Genomic DNA, 18,725 nt, shown 5'->3' with positions numbered 1-18,725 from the left:
ACGACCCCCACCGCGGCCGGTCCTTCAAGCCCCAGCGCCTGCACGCCGACAAGGCATACGACGTCCCTCACCTGCGCAAGTGGCTACGCCGCAAGCGCATCGGCGTCCGCATCGCACGCAAAGGCATCGAGTCCAGCGAACGACTCGGCCGTCGCCGCTGGGTAATCGAGCGCACTATGGCCTGGCTCACGGGCTACCGCCGGCTCAACCACCGCTACGAACGGAATCCCCGCAACTACCTGGCCTTTCTCGGCCTCGCCGCCGCCATCTGCTGCTACAAGCGACTCGTCCGCCTCACCACGTAGGACACGGTCTAAGTCCGGGCGTAGGTCGGCCCCGGGGCGGTGAGGGGAGGGGCGGCCGCCCGGCGACGTCGTGGGTGACAGTGAGCGCGTGATGGTCCGTCAGAACGCGGTGATTTACGCACCCTTGGCGCTCACAGAGCAATGTGACATATTACTGCCGTGCTCACGAGACAGCCACTGGATGTCGTCATCGTCGGCGCCGGCGTCGTCGGTGCCGCTTGCGCCTACTACGCCACCCGTGCCGGGCTCCGCGTCGCCGTGGTCGACCGCGGGCCGGTCGCGGGCGGCACCACGGGGGCAGGTGAGGGAAACCTCCTCGTCTCCGACAAGGTGCCCGGACCGGAACTGGACCTCGCCCTGCACTCCCACACCCTGTGGCAGGAACTGGCCGACGAACTGCCGGCGGACATCGAGTTCGAGCGCAAGGGCGGACTGGTCGTGGCGGCGGGCGAGGAGTCCCTCGCCACGCTCACCGCGACGGCGCAAGGACAGATCACCGCAGGAGTCACCGCGTACCCGGTGACATCGCACGGTCTGAAAGACCTCGAACCGCACCTGGCCCCCGGGCTGGCAGGCGGCTTCCACTACCCGCAGGACGCCCAGGTGCAGCCCGCCGCGGCCGCCGCGCACCTGCTCCGCGCGGCGCGCGACGGCGGCGCGCGACTCTACGCGGGTGAGGAGGTCACCGCGGTGCTCACCGGCCCCGCGGGGGACGTACTCGGCGTGCGCACGGGCCGCAGGGAACTGCACGCCCCCGCCGTGGTCAACGCCGCCGGTACGTGGGGCGGGGAACTGGCCGCCCTCGCCGGGGTGGAACTGCCCGTACTGCCGCGAAGGGGATTCGTTCTCGTCACCGAACCACTGCCCCGGCTGATCCGGCACAAGGTGTACGCCGCGGAGTACGTGGCCGACGTGTCCAGCGGCTCGGCCGCACTCCAGACCTCACCCGTGGTGGAAGGCACGCCTTCCGGCCCCGTACTGATCGGCGCGAGCCGCGAACGTGTCGGCTTCGACCGCTCGTTGTCCGTTCCCGTCATCAGCAGACTGGCCGCTCAGGCCGCCGCCCTCTTCCCGGTCCTGGCCGATGTCCGGCTGCTGCGCACCTACCACGGGTTCCGCCCGTACCTGCCCGACCACCTGCCCGCGATCGGGCCCGACCCCCGGGCCCCGGGCATGTTCCACGCCTGCGGACACGAAGGCGCGGGGATCGGGCTGGCCCCCGCGACGGGGAGTCTGATCGCCGACATGCTCCGGGGCGAGGCCCCCGTGCTCGATCCGGCGCCGTTCCGGCCCGAACGCTTCGACCGTTCCCGGGAAGCGGCTTGAACCCCGCCCTGGGGAATCGAATCAGTACCGCGAACCGATGGATCTGGAGCCCCCGTGACACGCACACCAGGCCGTCTTACCGGCCGCCTATCCGGCCGGACATCCAGCCGCAGGCCCGCACGCGACGCGGTCGAACTGGTCGGCGCGGCCCCTGAGCCGGAGTTCGAGCTCCTCTTCGACGGACGTCCGGTCCGGGCACTGCCCGGGCAGAGCATCGCAGCGGCGCTCTGGGCGGCCGGCCATCTGACCTGGCGCACGACCCGAGTGAACGGGAATCCACGCGGCGCCTTCTGCGGTATCGGATCCTGCTTCGACTGCCTGGCCACCGTCAACGGCCGCCCCAACCAGCGGGCATGTCTGCTGCCCGCTCGCCCCGGCGACACGATCACGACGCAGAAGGGCGACGGACATGGCGAACTCCTCCGCTGAACCGGGTACCGAGCGAGCGGCGGACCGCGAACACCGGTCCGACGAGGCGGCGTTCGCTGATCTGGCCATCGTGGGCGCCGGACCCGCCGGCATGACGGCGGCGGTCACCGCGGCCGATCACGGGCTCGATGTGACCGTGCTGGATGCCGCGGCGGCGACCGGCGGTCAGTACTACCGCTCACCGGCACCCGCACTGGGCGCCACCCGGCCGGAGGCCCTGCACCACGACTGGGCCGCGTACGAGAGGCTCGCCGGGCGGTTCGAACGGCATCGTCGCGCCGGACGTATTCGCCATTTCACATGGCACCAGGTATGGGCCGTCGAAGGCACGGGCGACGCCTGGATACTGCACGCGGTCACCGGGCCCGAGGGGAGCGGACGGGCGGCTACCAGGGCGCGGAATCTGCTCGTGGCAACGGGATCCCACGAGCGCCAACTTCCCTTCCCGGGCTGGACCCTGCCGGGGGTCGTGGGAGCGGCAGGGGCGCAGGCCATGCTCAAGTCCGGCCTGGTTGTACCGGGCCGACGCATGGTCGTCGCGGGCAGCGGACCGCTCCTCCAGGCAGTCGCATCCTCCCTGGTGAAAGCGGGCGTCGACGTTCCGCTGCTGGTCGAGGCCGCCGGATACGGGGCGTACGCAAAAGCGCCGCACGCGCTGGCCGCCAACCCTGGCAAGCTGGCCGAGGGCGCACGCTACGGGGCCACTCTCCTGCGCCACCATGTGCGCATCCTGACCCGCAGTGCGGTGACGGCCGTTCACGGAACCAACCGGGTGCAGGGCGTCACCGTCAGCCGCCTGGACGGCGACTGGCGACCGGTTCCGGGTTCGGGCCGGCGTTACGACTGCGATGCCCTGGCCGTGGGACACGGCCTCGTACCCCAGTTGGACCTGGCGACGTCCCTGGGCTGCGAGACCCGCGACGGCACCGACGGCACGCATGCGCTGCTCCTGGACGAACAGTTGCGGACCACGGTGCCCGGCGTATGGGCCGCCGGGGAGGTTGGTGGCATCGGCGGCGTTCAATTGGCCATGATCGAAGGAGAGTTGGCCGCCCTGTCGGTGGTCCGCCACGCGCGAGCGGGCAAGGCTTCGGCGGGGCGGGCCTGGCACCGAAGGAACCACGCGCTGCTCCGGGCCAGGCGCAGGATGCGGGCCTTCGCCGATGTGATGGGCGCCGTACACCGGCCGGGATCCGGCTGGCGTGGATGGCTGGCCGAGGACACCGAGGTCTGCCGGTGCGAGGAGGTCACTGCTGGGCGGATTCGCCGGGCGGTGCACGAACTCGGCGCAGGGGACGCCCGTACCGTCAAGCTCCTCACCAGGTCGGGAATGGGCTGGTGTCAGGGGCGCACCTGCGGCTTCGCCGTACGCGAACTCGCCTGCCCCGAAGGTGATTCCACCGCTGGCGGGACCGCCGACCGTCGCCCCTTCGCCTGCCCGGTGCCGTTGTCGACACTCGCTGAGGCGGCTGAGGCGGCTGAGGCAGATCGGGCAGATCAGGTGGGTCGGGCGGTCGAAGGCGGAGGCTGCGGAGGCAGCCGACCGTAAGACCGGACCGTTCACTGTCACACCCTCTATCGCACAGTGACATGTCACACCTCACTCAAGGAGTCTCCATGCAGACAGACACCACCCCCGCCCCCCGTACCCGCCCCTGGCACGGCGTCATGGTCGCCACGCCCCTCACACTGCGCGCCGATCATTCCGTCGACTTCGATGCCTACGGTGAACACGTCCGCAACCTCGTCGAGGCCGGCTGCGACGGGGTGGTCCCCAACGGCTCGCTGGGGGAGTACCAGACCCTCACCGACCAGGAGCGGGACCAGGTCGTACGCGTTGCCGTCGATGCGGCCGGCAGCGGCGCCAGGGTCATGCCCGGCGTGTCCGCGTACGGCAGCGACGAGTCCCGGCGCTGGGCCGAGCGGGCCGCGGAGGCGGGCGCCGAATCGGTCCTCCTGTTGCCCCCCAACGGGTACAAGTGCGAGGAGGCCGCCGTTCGGGCGCACTACGCCGCCGTCGCGGAAGTAGGGCTACCTGTCGTCGCGTACAACAATCCGTACGACACCAAAGTGGACCTGACCCCCGGTCTGCTGGCGCGGCTGCATCAGGAGAACAGCATCGTCGCGGTCAAGGAGTTCAGCGGCGATGTCCGCAGGGCCTACGAGATCGCCGAACAGGCCCCGGGCCTGGATGTACTCGTCGGCGCGGATGACGTGCTGCTGGAACTGGCCCTCGCGGGCGCCGTCGGCTGGATCGCCGGGTGTCCCAATATGCTGCCCGTCAGCTGCGTTGATCTGTACCGGTCCGCTGTGACAGGTGACATGGCAAAGGCCCTGCCCCTCTACCGCCAGCTCCACCCGCTGTTGCGCTGGGACTCCAAGCCGGAGTTCGTGCAGGCGATCAAGGCGTCCATGGATGTCGTCGGGCGCCACGGCGGACCCACCCGGCCGCCTCGTTTCCCGCTGCCGCCGGAGTCCGAGGCCGCGGTGCGCGCAGCGACCGAGAAGGCCCTCGCCGAGGGCATGAGCTGACCAACGGGCCTGCAGCGCACACGATGCAGAGCATCCAGCCCTAACGGATCACCAAGGGGGACCCTTGCGGACTCGTCACATCTTCCACGCGGTCGACTCACATACCGAAGGCATGCCCACCCGCGTCATCACCGGTGGCATCGGAACCATTCCCGGCGCCACCATGGCGGAACGGCGCCGCCACTTCCAGAACAACCGGGACGCGGTCCGCACCCTGCTGATGTACGAGCCGCGCGGGCACGCCGCCATGAGCGGTGCGATCCTTCAGCCGCCCACCCGTCCCGACGCCGACTTCGGCGTCCTCTACATAGAGGTCTCCGGTTTCCTGCCGATGTGCGGCCACGGCACCATCGGTGTGGCCACTGTCCTCGTGGAGACCGGCATGGTCGAAGTCACCGAACCCGTCACCACCGTCCGGCTCGACACCCCGGCCGGGCTCGTCACAGCTGACGTGCGCGTAGAGGGCGGTGCGGCCACCTCCGTCACCCTCACCAACGTGCCCGCCTTCTGCACCGGACTTGACCGGAAGGTGGACGTCCCCGGTTACGGCACGCTGCGCTACGACCTGGCCTACGGCGGCAACTTCTACGCGATGCTGCCCTTGTCCGCCTTCGGGCTCCCCTTCGATCGGGACCGCAAGGGCGACATCCTGGCGGCCGGACTCGCCCTGATGGACGCGGTGAACGCCACCGATCGCCCCGTGCACCCGGAGGACCCCGATATCAACGGACTGAAGCATGTGCAGTTGATCGCACCCGGCTCGGACGCCGCACACTCGCGCCACGCCATGGCCATCCACCCCGGATGGTTCGACCGGTCACCCTGCGGCACCGGTACGTCAGCACGCATGGCACAACTCCACGCCCGGGGTGAACTTCCCCTGAACACCGACTTCGTCAACGAGTCGTTCATCGGTACCTCGTTCACCGGGCGGCTCGTCGAGGAGACCACTGTCGCGGGTCTTCCCGCAGTCGTCCCGACCGTGACCGGCCGTGCCTGGATCACCGGGACCGCGCAGTTCTTCCTGGACCCGGCCGACCCCTTTCCCGAAGGATTCCTGCTGTGACACTGCCCCTGCTCGGCGCCGCCCACATCGAAGCCCTCGGTCCCGGTGGGGCCGTGGACGCACTGGAGGCGGCGCTGCGCGGGGGCCTCGATCCGGCGGCCACGCCCGCCCGCAGCCATGTGACCGTCCCGGGTGGGGAACTTCTGATCATGCCGGCAGCCACCCAGGAGGTGGCCGGAGTGAAGATCGCCGGAGTGGCCCCGGGGAACGCGGCACGCGGACTTCCACGGATCACCGGGAGTTACCTGCTGCTGGACGGCCCCACTCTGGTGCCCCTCGCCCTGCTCGACGGCGCCGCGCTCACCACCCTCCGTACCCCCGCCGTGTCCGCGCTCGCCCTGCGCCACCTGACACCGCCTTCCATCGGGCACCTCGTGATCTTCGGGACGGGCCCCCAGGCGTACGGGCACCTCGCGGCCGTACTCGCGGAGCGGCACGTGGACCGGATCACCGTCGTCGGGCGCACCCCGCACCGTGTCGAGGCGCTGGCCGAGTTCGGCCGACAGCTCGGCGTCGCCGCCGAAGCCGGTGACGCGGACGCCGTGGCCTCAGCCGACCTGGTGCTCTGCTGCACCACGGCCCGAAGGCCGCTGTTCGACGGCGATCTGGTGCGGGACACGGCGACGGTCGTGGCAGTCGGCTCGCACACCGCTGATGCGCGGGAGACCGACTCCCGGCTGGTGGCCCGTTCCGCCGTGATCGTGGAGGAGAGGTCGGCCGCGTTGGCGGAAGCGGGCGATCTCCTGCTCCCGATCGCCGAAGGGGCCTTCGACGCCGAGGGCATCGCGTCCGATCTGGCAGAGTTGGTGACCCGACCGGACCTGTCCAGGGATCTGGCCTCCGTGGGACGGCCCCGGTTCTTCAAGAGCGTCGGGATGGGCTGGGAGGACCTCGTGGTGGCGGCGGCGGTCCACCGGGCCGTGCATCCCGGAGCGTGATATCCACAGGCCGGAAGCGGCAGGCCCGATCGGCAACGTGCCATTGTATTCTGCGACTCCGCACTGTGCTGGAGGAACACACATGGCCCGCCTGACGTCGCTCAGCGTGATCTCGGCGCAAGAGCATCTGCGTGACCGCGTGGCGCATGCACTGAGAGCGGCGCTCATCGCCGGAGACCTGCGTCCGGGCACGATCTATTCCGCTCCCGCGCTGGCATCCCAGTTCGGGGTCTCGGCCACTCCTGTACGCGAGGCCATGCTCGATCTGGCCCGGGAAGGGCTGGTCGAGGCGGTACGTAACAAGGGTTTCCGGATCACCGAGCTGACCGAGCAGGATCTCGACGACTTCACAGAGCTCCGCGCCATGATCGAAGTCCCGACGGTCGGCCGCATCGCCCGGATGGGCAAGGCATGGCAGCTGGAGGAACTGCGGCCGCTCGCCCTGGCGATCGTCGCCGCGGCGCGGGCGAACGACATCCTGGCCTACCTCGAGGCCGACCGGCGCTTCCATCTCGAACTGCTCGGTCTGGCAGGCAACCGCCGACTGGTGGAAGAGGTCAGCAACCTGCGCAAGCGTTCAAGGCTTTTCGGTCTCAACAGACTTGCCGAGACGGGGCAGTTGACGGCCTCGGCGGAGGAGCATGTCCAGCTGCTCGACCTGATGGTCGCTGGCGACGGGCCGCGCGCCGAGGCGTTCATGCTCGCTCATATGTCACATGTCCGAAAGCTGTGGGCGGCCCCCGGAGCCCAGGAGTCCGAGGATGCGCCGGCCAAGAACGTTTGGCTCGACGTCGACGGCGCCTGAGCACCGCTGGTGCCGGTCTGCCGGCGCACACGCATTTCGCCCCCGTGGTACAGCGCTTCGGCGATGACGCGCGGGGGCGCCCCGATGGAAGTCGCGGAACCGTGTACCCGGACGTGTAACGGACGGGTGCACGTGATGTCGGTGGTGTAGAGCGAATTCACCTCCACTCCGGTGTCGAGAAGCAACAACTGGTCACGTCTCAGCGGATCGTCGTTGCGGTGTGCGCGGAACGACGTGTGCACGGGCGGTGAGGACGGCGTGCCTGGGCCCGACCTTCCCCGGCGGCCCGGAGCGCAGAGTGACGACCCCCTCATGAAGGTCTCCATGGCGGGCGGGGTCGCCGGCGCATAGGGGAGTCGCTCCACCAGGCCTGCTGCGGCGCTGAGTTGTCGCGCGGATGAATGTGCGCGCAACGTCTTCCAATAACCATGTGACATGTGCAATTGTACAGCCCGCAGGGCGCGAGGTCGTGCTCATGTCACACGCGAGTACGTCGTCACCTCTCGCTCCACCCCCCTCCGGCTGCGCAACCGCCGCGCGGCCAACACACCGCTGGGAGGCGGCACGTGAAGAACCGATTGGTTCGACAGAGATTCACCGGGTTATCCACCGTGGCTCTGGCAGCTTGCCTGGGCGTTGGGCTGCTCTCCGCACCGAGCCGGGCAGCCGAGCCGCGCCCCCTCGTGGCCGCGGCGTCCGCGACCGGGACCCACGTCCGTGCGGAGCAGCCGGGTGGCCCCGCGGCCGAGGCGCTCACCGCACCTGGCGACGAGGCCGGCCACGTCGGCCGCGCATCCCTGGAGCCCGCGGACCGCGCCCCCCTGTCCGCGTCGAAGGACGCGCTCAAGCGGGACTACGACCAGCCCGGGAGTACGGACCCGAGTCACCCGGCCCCCTCCATGAAGGCAGCGGCGCGGGCCAAGGCGAAGTCAGCCGGAATCGCTGACATTGCAGCGTGCAATGTCACCGACTTCACCAGCCGTACCGGCAGCGCTCTCGTCCAGCAGGTCAAATCGTCGACCACCGACTGTGTCAACACTCTCTTCAGCGTGAAGGGCAACGACGGCTATCTCGCCTTCCGCGAGGCGCAGATGGTCACCATCGCGAACGCCCTGCGTGACGGCTCGGCGTACTACCCCGGCGACAGCAGCACCGGCATGCCCCAGCTGGTGCTGTTCCTCAGGGCGGGCTACTACGTGCAGTACTACGACCCGTCGACGGTCGGCAGTTACGGCCCCGCGCTTCGCACCGCCATCCGTGGCGGCCTGGACGCCTTCTTCGCCTCCTCACACTCCTCCGACGTGACCGACGCCAACGGCGAGACACTGGCCGAGGCCGTCACGCTGATCGACAGCTCCGAACAGAACGCCCGGTACCTGTACGTGGTCAAGCGGCTGCTGGCGGGCTACGACTCCTCGTACGACAGCTCCTGGTACATGCTGAACGCGGTCAACAACGTGTACACGGTGACATTCCGCGGCCATCAGTTGCCCGAGTTCGTCCAGGCGGTGGAAGCCGACCCCAGCCTGCTGAGCGCACTCCACGACTTCGCCTCCGCCCACCTGGACCTGCTGGGCACCGACCAGTCGTACCTGGCCTCCAACGCGGGCCGGGAGCTCGGCCGTTTCCTCCAGGAGGCGTCACTGCGTGACAGGACGGCGCCGTTGGCTGCGGGGCTGCTCAAGATGAGTTCCCTCACCGGCCGGACGGCGCCGCTCTGGGTCGGCGTCGCCGAGATGACCGACTACTACGACCGGGCCAACTGCGCCTACTACGACACCTGCAACCTGGCAGCTCGCCTCAAGAGCGCTGTTCTGCCCGTCGATTACACCTGTAGCGACAGCATCCGCATCCGGGCCCAGGCCGTGTCCACGGCCGACCTCGCCGCCAGTTGCACGAGCCTGCGCAACCAGGACGCCTACTTCCACGGCATCACCAGGGACGGCGGCCCGGTCCGCGACGACCGCAACAGCACCATCGAGGTGGTCGTCTTCGACTCGAGCACCGACTACCAGACCTACGCAGGCGCGATCTTCGGGATCGACACCAACAACGGCGGGATGTACCTGGAGGGAGACCCCGCGGCCGCGGGCAACCAGCCCCGCTTCATCGCCTACGAGGCCGAGTGGGTCCGGCCCGTGTTCCAGATCTGGAACCTCAACCACGAGTACACGCACTACCTCGACGGCCGCTTCAACATGTACGGGGACTTCGGGGCCGGCCTCACCACACCGACCATCTGGTGGGTCGAGGGCTTCGCGGAGTACGTCTCGTACTCATACCGCAATGTCACCTATGACGCCGCAATCGCACAGGCCGCGAAGCGCACCCACACCCTGCGCACCCTCTTCGACACCACCTACGAGAACGCCGACCAGACACGGATCTACAACTGGGGCTACCTGGCGGTCCGGTACATGCTCCAGTCGCACCGCGCCGACGTCGACCGGCTGCTCGGGTACTACCGAAGCGGCGACTGGAATGCTGCCCGCACCCTGCTCACCTCCACCATAGGCAACCGCTATGACGCCGACTGGAACTCCTGGCTGACCGCCTGCGGGGCAGGGGACTGCGGCAGCCTCGGTACGCCACCCGTCGACCAGGGACCGGAGTGCACGGCCGGCGACACCCGGCAGCTGGACAAGAACTGCAAGCGGAGCGGCCTGACGGCGACCAAGGGCAACTACGCCTATCTGTACATCTACGTCCCGGAGGGCACGACCCAGCTGGAGATCACCAGTGCGGGCGGCACCGGCGACGCCGACCTCTACTACAACTCCAGCAACTGGGCGACGGTGTCCGGTTACACCTCACGGGCGACCGGCGCCGGGAACGCGCACACCCTGACCGTGCCCCGTCCGAAGGCGGGCGCCCACTACATCAGTCTGTACGCAGCCCAGGGCTTCGGTGGCGTGAGCGTCTCCACCCGGTACTGATCCCCGTACCGGCCTGTACTGATCCGGTCGGGCGACGGCGGCTTTCCGCGCCGCGCCCGATCGGCTCAGTCGCAGGGAACCGGGCCTCTAGCCCCTGGTGGTCCTGAGCACTGTTCACTTATTGACGTGTCGACAAGCGTGACTGTCCGCGTGCGGGGGCATGCATCCCCGTGAAGGTGTTCGAGGGGTTATGGGACGAAGGAGGTCGATTCACTGTGCGCGCGGGGGAAGCGATGAAGCGACGAGCGGGCCGGTCGGTCCAGCTGCGTCGCCGACTGGGGAACGCCGACCTGTCAGGTGTGGGTGATGTGCGCCGGGCACTGCGGGAGTTCCTGCGGTGTCGCTCGCAGCCCGAGGCGGCCGAGGTCGCCGAGCTGCTGCTGAGCGAGGTCGTGACGAACGCGCTGATCCACACGCGTCACGGCGCGGTCGTCACCGTGACCGCGGGACCGGAGAAAGTGCGCGTCGAGGTGCGGGACTTCACGTCGGGAGCGCCCAAGCCGTACGTACCGAACGCCGACGACGGTACGCATGGCAGGGGCCTGGTCCTGGTACGGAGCCTGGCGGACGCCTGGGGAGTCACGGCCCAGGCGCTGGGCAAGGTGGTCTGGTTCGAGCTGAACGCCGCGACCACACCGGCGTAACCGGCCCCGCGACCACGGCAGCGTGACGCCGCGACCACGAGACAGCATGAGCCGGACAGTGGGAGGCCCTGACACAGCCTCCCACCGCGCGTGCTCAGCCGAACTGCTGCTCCAGGTCCTTGAGCTTCTGCTCCAGCGAGTCGAGCCGGGGAAGGGCCTGAGTGTCGTCCTCGGCGGTGAGGTCGACGGTCCTGGCGTCACCGCTCGCGGTCTGCGGCGCCGGGGCTCCCGGAGGGTTCTTCGCTCCCTTCGGGCTCGGGCCGTTCACGGCTTGTAGGGATGGCCGGGGCCGCAGGGGCAGCTGTCCCGGCTCCGCTATGGCAGGCTCCGCGACGCCCGGCGCGCCCTGGGGTGGAGCGATGGCGGGGACGTCCACCTGGTGGCCGCCGCGGCCGCCCCGCCCCCAGGCCCTGTTCTGCCGGTTCAGAGCCTTGATGTGGGCCCGGTCCAGCTTCTCCTGGCCCCTTCTGCGGAGCCGGTCCTGCTCCTTCTCCCGCCGGTCCTCGCGGACCTCGTCGACCGCCTCGTCCAGGGTGCGTACGCCTTCGAGGAGCATCAGCGACCAGGCGCCGAAGGTCTCCCGGGGCGCCCGCAGCCACCGTACGATCCGGATCTGGGGCAACGGGCGTGGCACCAGGCCCTGTTCGCGCAGCGCGGCCCTGCGGGTCTGCTTCAGCGCGCGGTCGAAGAGCACCGCGGCCGAGAGCGACATGCCCGCGAAGAAGTGCGGGGCGCCCGCGTGGTCCATGCCGCGTGGCGCGTGCACCCAGTTGAACCAGGCGGCGGCGCCGGCGAACGTCCACACCAGCAGCCGGGAGCCGAGCGCCGCGTCGCCGTGGCTGGCCTCCCGCACCGCCAGCACCGAACAGAACATCGCGGCCCCGTCGAGGCCGAACGGCACCAGATACTCCCAGCCCCCGGAGAGGCTGAGGTTTTGCCGGCCGAAGCCGACGAGCCCGTGGAAGGAGAGTGCGGCGGCGACCGCGGCGCAGCAGAACAGCAGAACGTACGAGGCGGTGGCGTAGAGCGCCTCCTTGCGCCGCCGGCGGTCCTCGCTGCGTTCCCAGTTGTCGTCGGCCGTCGTCTTGCCGGCGGCGCGCCTGCCGCGTGCGACGACCGTCACCGCCGCCATGACCCCCACGAGCAGTACGGCGCCCGGAAGCAGCCAGTCAAGCGATATGTCGGTCAGTCTCATGCGCGGTCCCTTGCGTCGCGTAGGGCGTTTCGGGCGCCATCGTGACGGAAACCCCGCCCGGCTCAGGCGGTTTCGGGGCAAGAGAACGCCAATGGGGTGGCGAGGCATGCGGATGAGCGGAATGTTCTCGAACGGTCGTACGGCGAAGGGTGGTTACGTTCGAAGGTGAGTCACCGGCACGGGGGGTGTGGATCAGGGGGCGGGCGTCAGCTTCCGCACCCGGTCGGCATCGCACGTGCGGGGGCAGGTGACGCAGGTGTCCTCGGGGCGCAGCGTGTAGAAGAGGCAGCAGCTCGCCCGGTCGCGGGTCGGCAGCGATTCGCCGCCGGGGCCGGTCAGCTCACGGAACCCGGCGGTGCCCACGTACGGCTTGGTGGTGCCCGGCAGCAGCAGTTCCAGCTCCGTCATCGCGCGGCGCTCCTCGCCCAGCAGATGGGCGATGTACCAGAGCCCTTCGACGACCTCGTCCGTCGCCATGCCCCACAGGGCCCGCTTGCCGCGCCGCATCCGCGGTCCGAAACCCTCCAGCACCGGGCCGAGGTGTTCCGCGAGGGCCGCCAGTACCTCGGCACGCAGCGCGGCCTCGTCGGGGACGACCCGGGCCCCCGGCAGCGAGGCCGCGGGGTCGTCCGGCAGGCAGGCGAACTCCCGTACCCGGACGGTCAGATGTCCCAGCGCGCGCTGGAAGGCGACGTCCTCGACGGGGACGCGCGGCACCCGGCGGTGCAGGAACCACGGCACGGTCACCAGCAGACAGGCGGGCCAGGCGTAACGGTGCAGTCCGAAGCTGGCCACGACGTCCGGGCGGGCCTGCTGTCCGTAGTCCCTCAGCACCTGCGCGTTGTCCCAGGCCAGAAAGGTGTCCAGGGCCGCACCGCCCCCGGCGAGCTCGCCCGCGCCCACCCACCCGGTGCCCGAGGGCGCCACCGCGTCCTCTGCGAGCACCTCGGCCCGCAGCCCGGGGAAGACCTCGGCCAGGCGGGCGTACGCGGCGGTCACGGAGGATGCCGCGGTGCCGGTGAGCAGGGTGGAGACGGTCATGCGGGGACCACCGAATCACGATCGTTGGCAGGTAAGCCTTACCTTACCCGACCTGATCGATGTGTGAACCTGGGCCTCCTCCGCCTATCGTGCACACGGGGCCCGGCGTACGCGAGCCGGTCCCGGGTCAGGCCGAGGAGGTCCAGTGGAGCAGGGCAGTGCGCGTGAGGACGCACGGCTGTCGTACGCGGCCCCGGCGCCCTCGGTGGTCCCACCGTCGGTACGGGTCCCCGAACAGGCGCGCGGAGAGCACACCCACAGCGAGCCGCCCGCCCCCCGCACGGTTCAGCGGCACTCGGTGCGCGGCCAGATCCTGGACGCCCTGCGAGCCGCCCTCGTCGACGGGGAGCTGGCCCCCGGCCAGGTCTACTCCGCACCGGCGCTCGGCGCCCGCTTCGGAGTCTCCGCGACGCCGGTTCGCGAGGCGATGCAGCAGCTGGCCATCGAGGGCGCCGTCGAGGTCGTACCGAACCGGGGCTTCCGGGTCAGCGAGCGCGGGCCGCGCGAGCTGGCGGAGCTGGCCGAGGTACGGGCCCTGATCGAGGTCCCCGTCATGCTGCGGCTGGCGCGTACCGTCCCCGCGGGCCGCTGGACGGCGCTGCGCCCGCTCGCCGACGCCACGGTCGCGGCAGCCGCGGTCGGTGACCGGGCCAGTTACGCGGAGAGCGACCGCGCCTTCCACCGGGCGGTCCTGACGCTCTCCGGCAACGAACAACTGGTGCAGGTCGCGGACGACCTGCACCGGCGGTCACAGTGGCCGCTGGTCAGCAACCCCGCGACCCGCCGGGCCGATCTGCTCGCGGACGCCGTGGAGCACACGGCGCTGCTCGACGCGCTGATCGCCCAGAACCTCGGCGTCGTGCAGTCGCTGGTGCGCGAGCACTTCACGGGCGCGGAGAGCTAGCCGGCACGGTCACCCGACCGGTCAGGCCGCCGTTCCGTCGCCCGTCGCCGGTCACCCGACGCGTCAGGCCGCCGTTCCGTCGCCGGTCACCCGACCCGTCAGGCCCCCGTCCCCTCGCCCCCCGCCGGTCTCACCTGACCCGCCAGGCCGCGGTTCCGTCGTCGAGCGGACGGGCCTGATGGGGCAGTGCCGGTTCCAGTTGCGGGGCCAGCCAGGTGGGAACGCCGCCCAGCAGCCGGAAGAGCCGGCCCGCCTCGGCGCGCAGCCGGGCGGCCTCGGGCTCGGGTTCGGCGTCGGCGAGGGACATCAGCGCGGGAGCCGTACCGACGAGGTAGCCGAGTTCCTCCCTGATCCGCAGTGACTCCGTGAAGCCGTGCCGCGCCTCGGCGAGCTCGCCCTCGCGCAGGGCGAGCGAGGCGAGATGGCGCCAGGTGAAGGAGAGCAGCAGCTCGTCCCCCTGGGCCGTCGCGCCGGCGTGGGCCCTGCGGTACGCGGCGCGGGCGGACTGCGGTGAGTCGGCGATGTTCTGCGCGATCAGGCCCCGGCGGAAGTCCAGCAGCGGCCGGCCGGCCGCGGCGGGGGAGAGCAGGGCGGCGGCCCGGCTCAGGGCCACGCTGGCCTCGTCGGCCCGGTCCCGTACCCCGAGAAGTGTCGAGGCGTAGGCCAGATGGCCGCGCTCGCAGGCCGCGGCCCCGCGCTCGGCGTCGTCGTGGGCCAGCGCCTCGGCGGTGCGCAGGGCGTCCTCGGCGTCCGTCCAGCCCTTGGCGGTGTACAGACACCGCTCGGTCAACAGCGCCGTGCGCTGGAGCGCCGCTGCCGGGTCGGTGGCCGCGTGCGGTTCGAGCAGAGCGGCCGCGTCCGTCCAGCAGGCGCGTGATCGCAGTCGCCATACCGCTGTCTGGAGCGGCGGATCGTCATCTGCTGTCGTTCCGGAACCAGACATGGCGGTATGCGCCACATTGCCCTCCCCGAGCACGCCATCGAGCTGTTGAGTCTGGGCGCATCTCAGCACGGAATGGCACGCCGGGCCAAGGGGTCCGGTCAATGTCAGGTGAAAGATTTCACAATCGTCCGGATCTCCGCGCCGCCGCGCAGACCCCCGGGCGTCAGCTCATACGCAGGGCGAGGAAGAAATCGAGCTTGTCCTCCAGGCGTGAAAGGTCACGCCCCGTCAACTGCTCGATTCGCCCGACGCGGTAGCGCAGTGTGTTGACGTGGAGATGCAGCCGGGCCGCACAGCGGGTCCAGGAGCCGTCGCAGTCCAGGAACGCTTCCAGGGTCGGGATCAGCTCCGCGCGGTGGCGCAGGTCGTAGTCGCGCAGCGGGTCCAGCAGCCGGGCGGTGAACGCCCGGCGCACGTCGTCGGGAACGAAGGGGAGCAGCAGGACGTGCGAGGCCAGCTCGTGGTGGCCGGCCGCGCAGACCCGGCCCGGGCGGGCGGCGGCGACGCGGCGGGCGTGCCGGGCCTCCTCCAGGGCGCCGCGCAGCCCCTCGGCCGAATGCACGGCCGCGCTGACACCCAGTGTCAGCCGGCCGTCGTCGGCGAGGCCCGCGGAGAGCGGTTCACGGACCGCGGCGAGCAGCACATCGGCGTGCAGCACCGGGTCCTGCTCCTTGCCGGCCGCCGGGCCGGTCTCGGAGGCGCCCTCACCGGTGGTCTGTTCGGTGCCGGGCGCGGGAGCGGCGGGCAGCGGTACGAGGGCGATGGCCTCGTCCCCCGTGTGCGCGACCGCGATGCGGTCGGCGGAGTCGGGCCCCACCACCGCGGGATCGACCAGGATCTCCTCCAGCAGCGCCTGGGCGACCGGGCCGGCCGCGATGTCCCCCGCCGGACCCGCACCGGTGCCCGGCGCCGCGTCGGCGGACCAGTCGACCCGGGCCACGACGACCTGCCAGTGGGGCGCCGAGCCGAGACCCGGCAGCAGCACCGGGGCGGCGACCCGCAGCCGGGCCGCGATCTCGGTGGGGGCAGCGCCCGCCTGGACCAGTTCCAGGACCTCCTGGGCGAGCCTGCGGCGTACCGTACGGGCCGCGTCGCGCCGGTCCCGTTCGACGGCGATCAGCTGGGTGACGCCCTGGAGCAGGTCGAGCCGGGCGGCGGGCCAGTCGCTCGCGTCGGCCTCGACGGCGAGCAGCCAGTCGGAGAGCACCGACTCGCGGACATCGCGGGAGGCCGGGGCGGCGCCCCGCCCGGTGTTCCGGATCGGGAACAGCGAATACGTCGTACCGTCCACCGCTGCCCGGTGGGGGCCACGGCGGCCGGTGCGGGTCGCGGCCAGGTGCAGTCCGGCCAGCGCGGCGCCGACCGGCCCCGGCAGCGGCTCACCGGCCCCGGCGATCTGGCGGCCGGTGGGGGAGAGGACCCAGGCACGCAGGTCCAGGTCGGACGTGAGCAGATCGAGGACGACCTCGGGGCCGCCGCCCGCCGGCCCTGACGTCATCAGTCTGCGGTGCCGGTCCACGACCGCGGCCAGGTCGCCGGCCCGCTCGCCGGAGACCTGGCGCACCACGTGCTCGGTGATCGTTGCAAATGCCACGGTCTCGTTCACGGCGAAGAGTGGGAGGCGGTGGTGCCGGCACGCGTCGACCAGATCGGCGGGGATGGCACCGAGCTCCGCCTCGCCCGCGGCGAGTCCGGCGACCCCGGCGCCCGCCAGAATCCGGACGAACGGCTCGGAGTCCGACGCGTCGCGGCGCCAGGCGAGCCCTGTGAGCACCAGCTCGCCACCGGAGAGATAGCGGCTGGGGTCGCGGAGGTCGGTCGTCATGACGCCGCGGACCGTGCGGTCCAGCTCGTCGTCGCCGCCGAGCAGCCGCAGGCCCAGCGCGTCGGTGTCCAGCAGTGCGCGCAGCCGCATCTCTTGCCGCCGATCTTTTTCGTTGGTGCGGGGGATACCTGTGAATTGCGGTGAGGTTACTGATCCCCGCCATTCGTTCGAATCTACAAGACAAGGAAGGAGACCAGCCAACTCCTTCATGGTTTCGGTGACTGCACTGGCCTGATCCTTGCTTGTGTACTGAGTCACACACCGCGTTAACAGCAGATGAACGACCAGTCGAGGGCCGGCCGTCCCCCAGCCCCAGCGAACGACCGATTGAGAAGAAGAGAGCCACTCATGGACTTCCTTCGCCCCGCCAGCTGGGAGGAGGCGCTCGCCGCCAAGGCCGAGCACCCGACGGCTGTGCCCATCGCGGGCGGCACCGATGTGATGGTCGAGATCAACTTCGACCACCGGCGGCCCGAGTACCTCCTGGACCTGAACCGTATCGGTGAGCTGGCCGAGTGGCAGGTGGGCCCGGACCACGTACGGCTCGGCGCCTCCGTCCCGTACAGCGCGATCATGGAGCACCTGCGGGCCGAGCTGCCCGGTCTGGCGCTCGCCTCGCACACGGTCGCCTCCCCGCAGATCCGTAACCGCGGCGGTGTCGGCGGCAACCTGGGCACGGCGTCGCCCGCCGGTGACGCCCACCCGGCGCTGCTCGCCGCGGGCGCCGAGGTCGAGGCCGAGTCCGTACGCGGAACCCGGATGATCCCCATCGACGCCTTCTACACCGGCGTCAAGCGCAACGCACTCGCCCCGGACGAGCTGATCCGGGCCGTGCACATCAAGAAGGCCGACGGCCCCCAGCAGTACTCCAAGGTCGGTACGCGCAACGCGATGGTCATCGCCGTCTGCGCCTTCGGCCTCGCCCTGCACCCCGAGACCCGTACGGTCCGCACCGGTATCGGATCGGCCGCCCCGACACCCGTCCGGGCGAAGGCCGCCGAGGAGTTCCTGAACGCCGCGCTCGACGAGGGCGGGTTCTGGGAGAGCGGCAAGATCATTACGCCGTCCGTGGCCAAGCAGTTCGCGGAGCTCGCCTCCGGGGCCTGCAACCCCATCGACGACGTGCGCGGGACCGCGAAGTACCGCAGGCACGCGGTCGGCATCATGGCCCGCCGCACGCTGGGCTGGACCTGGGAGCAGTACCGCGGCGCCGGCCGCACCCTCGAAGGAGCTGCGTAACCATGCGAGTGAATTTCACGGTCAACGGCCGTCAGCAGGAAGCCGACGACGTCTGGGAGGGTGAGTCCCTCCTCTACGTCCTGCGTGAGCGCATGGGTCTTCCCGGCTCCAAGAACGCCTGCGAGCAGGGCGAATGCGGGTCCTGCACGGTACGCCTCGACGGAGTGCCGGTGTGTTCCTGTCTCGTCGCGGCAGGTCAGGTGGAGGGCCGCGAGGTCGTCACCGTGGAGGGCCTCGCGGACTACGCAAGGCACCGCGAGGACGCCCACCCCGGCGGAGGCTGCGCCTCCGGCGCCTGCGGCACGACTCTCGACGCCGCCCAGCGCTGGCAGGCCAGGCCCGCCGACGGGCAGAGCGGTGAGGCCACCGAGCTCTCACCGATCCAGCAGGCGTTCATCGACGCGGGCGCCGTGCAGTGCGGTTTCTGCACCCCCGGCCTCCTGGTCGCCGCCGACGAGCTGCTGGAGACCCACCCCTCGCCGTCCGACCAGGACATCCGCGAGGCGCTCTCCGGCAACCTCTGCCGCTGCACCGGTTACGAGAAGATCCTCGACGCGGTCCGCCTCGCGGCCGCCCGTCAGGAAGAGACGGTCTGAG

The 18,725-nt window shown here is 70.8% G+C and carries 17 protein-coding genes; 13 read left to right on the top strand and 4 right to left on the bottom strand.

Annotated elements, in window-relative coordinates:
* From AC07FA_RS32125 to AC07FA_RS32080, 10 genes are all read left to right on the top strand, one after another.
* Nucleotides 1-305, top strand: a 305-nt coding sequence (locus AC07FA_RS32125) for a transposase (RefSeq protein WP_479079860.1), incomplete at its 5' end; no start/stop codon positions are given.
* Between the two features lie 159 nt (nt 306-464).
* Nucleotides 465-1,631 carry an NAD(P)/FAD-dependent oxidoreductase gene (locus AC07FA_RS32120; protein WP_479079859.1) on the top strand — a complete coding sequence of 389 codons (1,167 nt, stop codon included), beginning with the start codon at nt 465-467 and terminating at the stop codon, nt 1,629-1,631.
* A 135-nt stretch (nt 1,632-1,766) separates the two neighbouring features.
* Complete coding sequence (locus AC07FA_RS32115; RefSeq protein ID WP_479079866.1) at nt 1,767-2,060, top strand: (2Fe-2S)-binding protein; 294 nt, start codon at nt 1,767-1,769, stop codon at nt 2,058-2,060.
* A gap of 91 nt (nt 2,061-2,151) precedes the next feature.
* Nucleotides 2,152-3,609: an FAD-dependent oxidoreductase gene (locus AC07FA_RS32110; RefSeq protein WP_479079865.1), complete on the top strand. Its 1,458-nt coding sequence runs from the start codon at nt 2,152-2,154 to the stop codon at nt 3,607-3,609.
* Nucleotides 3,610-3,677: 68 nt separating this feature from the next.
* A complete protein-coding gene (locus tag AC07FA_RS32105; RefSeq protein WP_479079858.1) occupies nt 3,678-4,592 on the top strand; it encodes a dihydrodipicolinate synthase family protein in 915 nt (304 codons plus the stop codon).
* Nucleotides 4,593-4,656: 64 nt separating this feature from the next.
* Complete coding sequence (locus AC07FA_RS32100) at nt 4,657-5,658, top strand: proline racemase family protein (protein WP_479079857.1); 1,002 nt, start codon at nt 4,657-4,659, stop codon at nt 5,656-5,658.
* Nucleotides 5,655-6,596 (top strand): ornithine cyclodeaminase family protein, encoded by a 942-nt coding sequence (locus AC07FA_RS32095; RefSeq protein WP_479079856.1) that lies wholly within the window; start codon nt 5,655-5,657, stop codon nt 6,594-6,596. Before AC07FA_RS32100 ends, AC07FA_RS32095 begins: the two co-directional genes overlap by 4 nt.
* Nucleotides 6,597-6,678: 82 nt before the next feature.
* A complete protein-coding gene (locus AC07FA_RS32090; protein WP_479079855.1) occupies nt 6,679-7,401 on the top strand; it encodes a GntR family transcriptional regulator in 723 nt (240 codons plus the stop codon).
* Between the two features lie 566 nt (nt 7,402-7,967).
* Nucleotides 7,968-10,337, top strand: a complete 2,370-nt coding sequence (locus tag AC07FA_RS32085; protein ID WP_479079854.1) for a M9 family metallopeptidase — start codon at nt 7,968-7,970, stop codon at nt 10,335-10,337.
* A gap of 233 nt (nt 10,338-10,570) precedes the next feature.
* The gene (locus AC07FA_RS32080; RefSeq protein WP_479079853.1) at nt 10,571-10,981 is read left to right on the top strand and encodes an ATP-binding protein; all 411 of its coding nucleotides are present in this window, start codon (nt 10,571-10,573) and stop codon (nt 10,979-10,981) included.
* Between the two features lie 94 nt (nt 10,982-11,075).
* On the opposite strand, the gene AC07FA_RS32075 is transcribed toward AC07FA_RS32080, so the two are convergent.
* Together AC07FA_RS32075 and AC07FA_RS32070 are read right to left on the bottom strand one after the other, a co-directional pair.
* On the bottom strand, nt 11,076-12,176 hold the full coding sequence (locus tag AC07FA_RS32075; protein ID WP_479079852.1) for a DUF2637 domain-containing protein: 1,101 nt from the start codon (nt 12,174-12,176) through the stop codon (nt 11,076-11,078).
* 192 nt (nt 12,177-12,368) lie between these two features.
* The gene (locus tag AC07FA_RS32070) at nt 12,369-13,217 is read right to left on the bottom strand and encodes a (2Fe-2S)-binding protein (protein WP_479079851.1); all 849 of its coding nucleotides are present in this window, start codon (nt 13,215-13,217) and stop codon (nt 12,369-12,371) included.
* Between the two features lie 145 nt (nt 13,218-13,362).
* On the opposite strand from AC07FA_RS32070, the gene AC07FA_RS32065 reads away from it, so the two are divergent.
* Entirely contained in the window at nt 13,363-14,121 is a 759-nt protein-coding gene (locus AC07FA_RS32065) for a GntR family transcriptional regulator (RefSeq protein ID WP_479079850.1), read from the top strand.
* 130 nt (nt 14,122-14,251) lie between these two features.
* Here AC07FA_RS32065 and AC07FA_RS32060 read toward each other — a convergent pair whose 3' ends face one another.
* Both AC07FA_RS32060 and AC07FA_RS32055 read right to left on the bottom strand, forming a co-directional pair.
* Nucleotides 14,252-15,064, bottom strand: a complete 813-nt coding sequence (locus AC07FA_RS32060; protein WP_479079849.1) for a hypothetical protein — start codon at nt 15,062-15,064, stop codon at nt 14,252-14,254.
* A 163-nt stretch (nt 15,065-15,227) separates the two neighbouring features.
* Complete coding sequence (locus AC07FA_RS32055) at nt 15,228-16,979, bottom strand: PucR family transcriptional regulator ligand-binding domain-containing protein (RefSeq protein ID WP_479079848.1); 1,752 nt, start codon at nt 16,977-16,979, stop codon at nt 15,228-15,230.
* A 258-nt stretch (nt 16,980-17,237) separates the two neighbouring features.
* Here AC07FA_RS32055 and AC07FA_RS32050 point away from each other — a divergent pair, with 258 nt between their 5' ends.
* Entirely contained in the window at nt 17,238-18,128 is an 891-nt protein-coding gene (locus AC07FA_RS32050; RefSeq protein ID WP_479079847.1) for an FAD binding domain-containing protein, read from the top strand.
* A gap of 2 nt (nt 18,129-18,130) precedes the next feature.
* Nucleotides 18,131-18,724: a (2Fe-2S)-binding protein gene (locus AC07FA_RS32045; protein WP_479079846.1), complete on the top strand. Its 594-nt coding sequence runs from the start codon at nt 18,131-18,133 to the stop codon at nt 18,722-18,724.
* The last annotated feature ends 1 nt before the right edge of the window (nt 18,725 follow it).

The sequence above is a fragment of the Streptomyces sp. NPDC045968 genome (genome assembly GCF_056430475.1).
The sequence above is the reverse complement of the archived record's forward strand: the minus strand, read 5'-3'. Positions and strand labels throughout refer to the sequence as shown.